Origin of the sequence: Thermoactinospora rubra (assembly GCF_002093975.1) — a bacterium.
GTDB lineage: Bacteria > Actinomycetota > Actinomycetes > Streptosporangiales > Streptosporangiaceae > Nonomuraea > Nonomuraea rubra_A.
The window spans coordinates 1-6,029 of the sequence record NZ_MSZZ01000102.1 but is presented as its reverse complement, the minus strand read 5'-3'; the positions used below and the strand labels follow the sequence as shown (position 1 = coordinate 6,029).

Genomic DNA, 6,029 nt, shown 5'->3' with positions numbered 1-6,029 from the left:
CCCCCGGCCTGAAGGCCGGAGCACTGGCCCGCATTTTGGTAGCCACTCGTACAGGTCCCCGGCGTCGCCGTCGCCGGCCAGCACGGCCACCACGTCCTCGTCGAGCTGGCGGGGAAGCGCAGCGGTCACGGCCAGCTCGCGCTTGGCGGGATCCTGCTCCCACTGCAGGAACCGGTCGACCAGGCCGGCCGCCGGATCACGGATCGCCTCGGGCGTCGCCGGTCGCTGCCCGGCCAGGGTGGCGACCGCAAGCGGCAGCCCGCCGGAGACGGCCAGAATCTCCGCGATGACAGCCTCGTCCAGAATGGACTTGCGGGCCAGCAGCTTGCGCGCCTCGAACTCGGTGAAGCGGGTGAGCGCGAGATCGGCTATCAGGTCCAGATACGACGACCAGCGCTGAGAGTCGAGCGGCTCGCGGCCGGCGACAACGATCACCAGGTCTTCCGGCGCATCGCCGTAGTGACCTTCCAGGATCGCCCGCAGCCACCCGTCCAGGTACTCACCCGTGCGCTCGTAGGTGTCGAAGAACAGCACCACCGGCGTCCGGAGATCGCGCAAGCCCTCCAGGAAGGTGGGAGTGAGCACCCGCTCGGGCGCCGCCGTACACAGATCGTTGCGGCGGCGCAGCTTACCGGCCACCGCGACCCGCATCTGGTTGACCCGATCCGGACCGATCGCCCTGGTGACCGCTCCGGCGCCGGGGAATACCACGTCCGCCACGCCGGTCGCCAGCTCGGTCGCGGTCTTGGTGACCACGTCGGCCGCCCCCTCACCCTCTACGGCGCTCGGGTCCGCCTGCTGGGCGCTCTTGAGATAGGCGGCATGTGCCTTGGCGAACCGCTTCAGCCGCGCTCCCTGCCCGTCAAGTTGTTCGGCGATCTCCGCCATGGCCTCTGTGACGGTGTAAACGGACTCGTCGGTGCGAGCCGTCAGACATCCCCGCTCCCTGGCCACCTCCTCCAGCCGATCGAGCAGGAACGACTTGCCCACGCCCCCGTCACCGTGGATGTTGAACAGCAACATCCGCCGTTCGTCGCCCGGCGGGAGGTCCAAGTTCTCGCGGAAGAAGGCCAGCTCGCCTGCCCGGCCCACGAAAGTCGCTCGCTGCCGCCGCTTCACGATGTCCTGGGCCGAACGCGCGAGATCGGTCATGAGATCCATCCCAGTCGCTCACGATGCGCTCCGCAAGGCATCATGTTCTCGTATGGGTTGTCGTGCGAGAGAGTGGCCGGCGATGCAGGGGTGACCGTGCTCTGCGGCTTGCCGAGGTCCGTGTACCGCGGGCCCGCCAGCCCCGTCCGGTGCTCTTGTTCTCTGCCTCGCGTCTGCGCTCTCCTGTAGCCCCGGGTGACGCGTCGCAGAGGCTTGGGGTCAGCTGTCGATCTGTCGGATCAGGGCCAGGTCATTGCGGACTGCCCAGTGTTCGGTGAGCAAGCCGTCGCTGATTCGGAAGATATGAACGGCCTCGGCGTCCAGATGCCGACCGGTCACAGGCCGCCCGGCAAGGAATGGGAAGGCATTGCCGACGTGGCGGCCGTGCAGGGTGACCCAGATCATGACACGGTCGCCCTCGCTCATGATGGCATGGGTGTCCAGCCGGACATCGGCGACCGTACCTTCGATCCACCGCCGCGCCGTGCGGTAAATGTCGCGGCCTCGCCAGCCACTGACGTGATCATGATGGTTGGGAGAGAAGATCTCCTCGACGATCGCGCCGTCGCCGGTGCGCAGCTATTCCACGAAGCGATGGGCCAGCCTGGTGGCGGTGGGATCTGCCATGAACCTCTCCGGATGTCTGATGGCGTGACAGTCAAGGGAAACGCGGGGATTTGGCCGGCCGCCGATGGGCAGACGACAGCTGTACGACGGCGCGCTGCTGCCTGTCGCTACGTTAACCGTCCACTTCGACCCGATCGGGCGTGGGTGAAGATGGGGCAGGGTGCGGCTCACGGCATCCTGCCCCATGGCGGGCGCGATGCAGCGGTCAGCAGTGCTTGGCCAGTGACATGCCCTTGATGAGATCGAACAGGGCAGGGTTGAACCAGCCCGACGCGAACCAGCGGTACCGCTGGGTGTGACTGGGCAGGTTCTTGACGAACTTCGTCCGGTCGGTGGGGCTCTGATTGGCGTTATTGACGATGGAACCCAGCACCGCGCCGTTCTGGTCCTTGAGACGCGCCCACATCAGCCAGGCGTCGTTGTCGTCACTGCTGGTGACCGTGCCGTCGAAGTACGCCCTGCCGTCGCGGTGAAGTGTCCAGCGGGCGCCTTCGAACATCGTGCAGTCACCCGCGTTCATGGGCCTGTTCCACGTGAAGCTCTTGACCGTTTCAGCGGTTGTGGCCTGGGCGGTTCCGGGGGCGGACAGTGCCAGACCCGTGAGGAGGGCGACCGTAGCCACGGCGGCGATGGCGCCGCGTACTGCTGTGAGGGACATGGTGGACATTCCTTTCCGTGGTGGTGTGCTTGGTGGGATCAGACGGGCTTGGCAGGGCTCCTCGCGGCCCAGGCCAGGGCAAGGCCGCCAAGCAGAGCGGTGGGCTGATGCGGCATCAGCAGCACCGCGACGAGCGCGGCGAGCACGAGCAGGACGCCCGCTCCCCCGCGGATGCTCCGGCGGTGCCAGCCGGCGACGGCGATGGCGGCGAAGCCGACTGCGCACAGCAACGTCTTGGGGACCAGGCCGAGGTAGGCCGGCAGGCCGGGGCTGTCCCACTGGGCGTCGGTGACCGTACCCGCGAAGTCGGCGCCCACGGTCGCCATCGCCCACGCGACCGCGGCGAGGAACGCGCAGCCGAGGCCGACGGTGACGGTGGCCCAGCGGGCCAGCCGGCGCGGGCAGGGCGAGGGCGACCGTGAGGAACCCGATGGCGATCAGCACGTTGGCGGTGACGCAGAGCGGGCTGCGGACGGCCTCGCGGCCGCTGAGATCGGACAGCAGGACGCAACTGGAGATGGAGGCCGCCGCGCCCATCGCGCGGACCAGGCCGCCGGCGACGACGGCGAACTGCGGGGTGAGAACGCGCCTGGGAGCCGAAGGAGCCGTGAGAGGTCACGGGCATGGCTTGCCTTTCGAGCGATCGGCGACGGGGCCGCCGGCGAGCGGAACAGTGAGCAATCCGCAAGGCCGACGTCAGCAAGCGTGCGACGAAGGTGGTGTCGCGGGCAGCGGCCGAGCGGCCGGCTCCGCCGTTCCACCATCGGGTGGACGCCCCCGGCAGGTTCCCCGCGCGGGGGAACGAGCACTCGGCCGGGCGGCGGTATCGCGGCCTGGGCGGGGTCTTCACGCTGCCGGTGCGGTGCAAGCGGCTCGCTCTCGGCATCGTCCCGGACACGGTGAGCATCAGAGGCGGTCGGGCGGGCTGTGCGCATGAGACGTTCCTTCCAGGACAAGGGCCGCCTTCCGGCGGGCGCTCTCAGATTCACGTTCCCGGCGCCCTTGATCCCAGAGGCCACATGTCCGATCCCAGGCAGGGGCCAGAGGTCCTTTCCGGGACATGAGGTCCCTGAACCGGGCAGGACATGTGGCCTCTGGAGGCAGGGACGGCGGGAACACGACGCTGGGGGCTTCCACCGAAACAAGGGAGAAGCTCCAATGGAAACCCTCGCCTCCTCACGAACCGCCCTGTCGAGCCGGACCGCCGTCTTGGCCGTACTCCTGGCCGTCGGGGCCGTCACGGCCGCGGCCAACCTCCTGCTGCGGCCGATCCCGGCGCTCGACTTCGGCACCTACGCCGCCGTGCGGGCCGAGCGCGATGCGGTATGGCTGTTCAGCCTGCTCGGAGGGGTCAGCACGGCCGTCGTCCAGCTCACCGCGGGGCTCGTCGCCTGTGTGCTCATCCGGCACAAGGGTGCTGCCCTGGCGACGATCGGTGCGGTGCTCACCGGTCTGGCCGGGGTGCTGTTCTGCGCCGGCTTCTTTGCCATCGGCGCCGTTGATTGGTACCTGACGGCGGACGCGTCCGGCGGGCAGGCGCTGTTCGCCTACTTCCAGTCCGCGTCCGGGCAGGTCTTCGGTATCCAGGCGATCGGATTCCTGCTGTCGGTCCTGGGCTTTATCGTGCTCGGGGCCGCTTTGTGGCGGTCTCGCGCGGTGCCCAGGTGGCTGGCGGCGGCGGTGCCGCTGAGCCAGATCGCGATGATCGCCGGTGGAGCGGGGATCGTCTACGATGTGCTCCACGCGGTCTTCATGGCGACTCTGGTGGCAATCGCCTGGCTTGCCTGGCGCGGCCGCACCGAGTAAAGGGGCTGTACCTTGAATGGCAGGCGCCTTGCGGCCGACGCGTTGCGCGTCGGCCGCGCTGTCGCCGTCGCCCTGATCTGCCTCCTGCTCGCCCTGTACGCCATCGGGCTAGGGGTCTGGATCGTCAACGCGGCCCAACTGCCGGAGATCGAGTTCGCGCCGTGGTCCACGCCCCAGGGCCGCCTGGTGCTCGAAGGCTGGGGCATCCCCGCTGAGTCGTGGGCGGCGCTCGTGGCGCTTCCCGGCCTGATCGTCACGGCGGCGAGCGTGACCGCGGCGGCGCTGGTAGTGCGGCGGGAGACCTCGTGGTTCCGGTTGTATCTGGGCTTCGCGCTGGTGCTGTTCGCCACAGCCGGCAGCGAGACGCCGCTGGTCATGGCGGCGCTGTATCCCGAGCTCGACGCCGTGGCCCGCACCGTGCAGGGACTGGCCTGGATCGCGTTGTTCCCGATCGCCTACGTCTTCCCCGACGGCCGGTTCGTGCCCGGTTGGAGCCGCTGGCTGGCTGGGGGGTGGGCCTGCTATCTCCTGCTGGGGCTGGCTCAGGTCGCCGGCTCGCCGGAGGTCGACGTCGCCGTCACGCTGGTGCTGGTCGGCACCTGCGTGGCCGCCCAGGTGTACCGCTACGTGCGGGTGTCGGGACCGGTCGAGAAGCAGCAGGCCAAGTGGTTGATGATGGCCGTCGGCCTGTGGTTCGCCTTCGCGCTGACGCTGAACGTGACCCCGCTGGGCGCGCTGTACGGCGAGGCCAGCCCGCGCGGACTGATCGCGTTCGTGATCATCGCTGTGGCCACAGCCGTGATCATGTCGCTGATCCCCGCCGCGGTGGCGATCGCCGTACTCCGCCACCGGCTGTTCGACCTGGATGTCTGGCTCAACCGGGCGCTGGTCTACGGCGTCCTGACCGCCTTCGTGGTCGCGGCCTACGCGGCGGTGGTCGGCGGCATCGGCGCGCTGTGGACCGAGGGAGCGGCGGGCGTGCTGCCGGTCGCCGCCGCAGCCGCCGTGGCGCTCGTCTTCAGCCCGCTGCGCGACCGCGTCCAGCGACAGGTCAACAGGCTGATGTACGGCGAGCGCGGCGACCCCTACCTCGCCCTGTCCGGACTCGCCCGGCAGCTCAGCGGCGTCGTCCAGCCGGAGGAGATCGCCCCGGCCATCGTGGAGACGGTCAAGCGCACGATCAAGACCCCGTACGCCGCGCTCGAGCTGGCAGGGGAGATCGTCGCGAGCACCGGCAGGCGGGCGGGACCCACCGAGAGTTTCCCGGTCAGCCACCGCGGCGAGGCGCTCGGCACACTGATCGTCGGCACCCCGGGCGACACCCTGTCAAGCAGGGACCGCCTGCTGCTGTCCGACCTCGCGGGACACTCCGGCGCCGCCCTGCACGGCGCCCTGGAGTCGCTGCGCATCCACCGCCTCGCCGCAGATCTGCAAAAGGCCCGCGAGCAGCTCGTCCTGGCACGGGAGGAGGAGCGGCGCCGGCTGCGCCGCGACCTGCACGACTCGCTCGGCCCCGCACTCAGCGGCATCGCCCTCACGGTTGACGCCGCACGTGCCGTCATGGCCACCGATCCGGCTGCCGCCGGCGAGCTGCTGGACGCGCTGAAGGAGCAGAGCGGCCAGACACTGGAGGAGGTACGCCGCCTGGCCCGGCTGCTGCGCCCGCCCGTCCTGGACGAGCTCGGCCTCATCGGCGCGCTGAAGCACCTGCGAGACACCGCCGAGCAGGCGGGCTTAACGGCAATGCCGGGTAGTTAAGAGAGGCTGTGGGCTGTCAAGCAGAACG

At 69.7% G+C, this 6,029-nt stretch carries 6 protein-coding genes; 2 read left to right on the top strand and 4 right to left on the bottom strand.

From position 1 onward, the window contains the following. The 4 genes from BSB02_RS38985 to BSB02_RS38970 form a co-directional block, all read right to left on the bottom strand. Positions 1–1,152, bottom strand: a 1,152-nt coding sequence (locus tag BSB02_RS38985; RefSeq protein ID WP_158088880.1) for a P-loop NTPase family protein, incomplete at its 3' end; no start/stop codon positions are given. A gap of 219 nt (positions 1,153–1,371) precedes the next feature. Next, a complete protein-coding gene (locus tag BSB02_RS38980; protein WP_084966035.1) occupies positions 1,372–1,731 on the bottom strand; it encodes an ester cyclase in 360 nt (119 codons plus the stop codon). A gap of 253 nt (positions 1,732–1,984) precedes the next feature. Continuing rightward, positions 1,985–2,437 carry a DUF6294 family protein gene (locus BSB02_RS38975; RefSeq protein ID WP_143591757.1) on the bottom strand — a complete coding sequence of 151 codons (453 nt, stop codon included), beginning with the start codon at positions 2,435–2,437 and terminating at the stop codon, positions 1,985–1,987. 38 nt (positions 2,438–2,475) lie between these two features. Further along, the gene (locus tag BSB02_RS38970) at positions 2,476–2,763 is read right to left on the bottom strand and encodes a hypothetical protein (protein WP_084966033.1); all 288 of its coding nucleotides are present in this window, start codon (positions 2,761–2,763) and stop codon (positions 2,476–2,478) included. 832 nt (positions 2,764–3,595) lie between these two features. Here BSB02_RS38970 and BSB02_RS38965 point away from each other — a divergent pair. After that, on the top strand, positions 3,596–4,243 hold the full coding sequence (locus BSB02_RS38965; protein WP_084966032.1) for a hypothetical protein: 648 nt from the start codon (positions 3,596–3,598) through the stop codon (positions 4,241–4,243). Positions 4,244–4,255: 12 nt separating this feature from the next. Next, positions 4,256–6,001 (top strand): sensor histidine kinase, encoded by a 1,746-nt coding sequence (locus BSB02_RS38960; RefSeq protein WP_143591755.1) that lies wholly within the window; start codon positions 4,256–4,258, stop codon positions 5,999–6,001. Positions 6,002–6,029 lie beyond the last annotated feature (28 nt).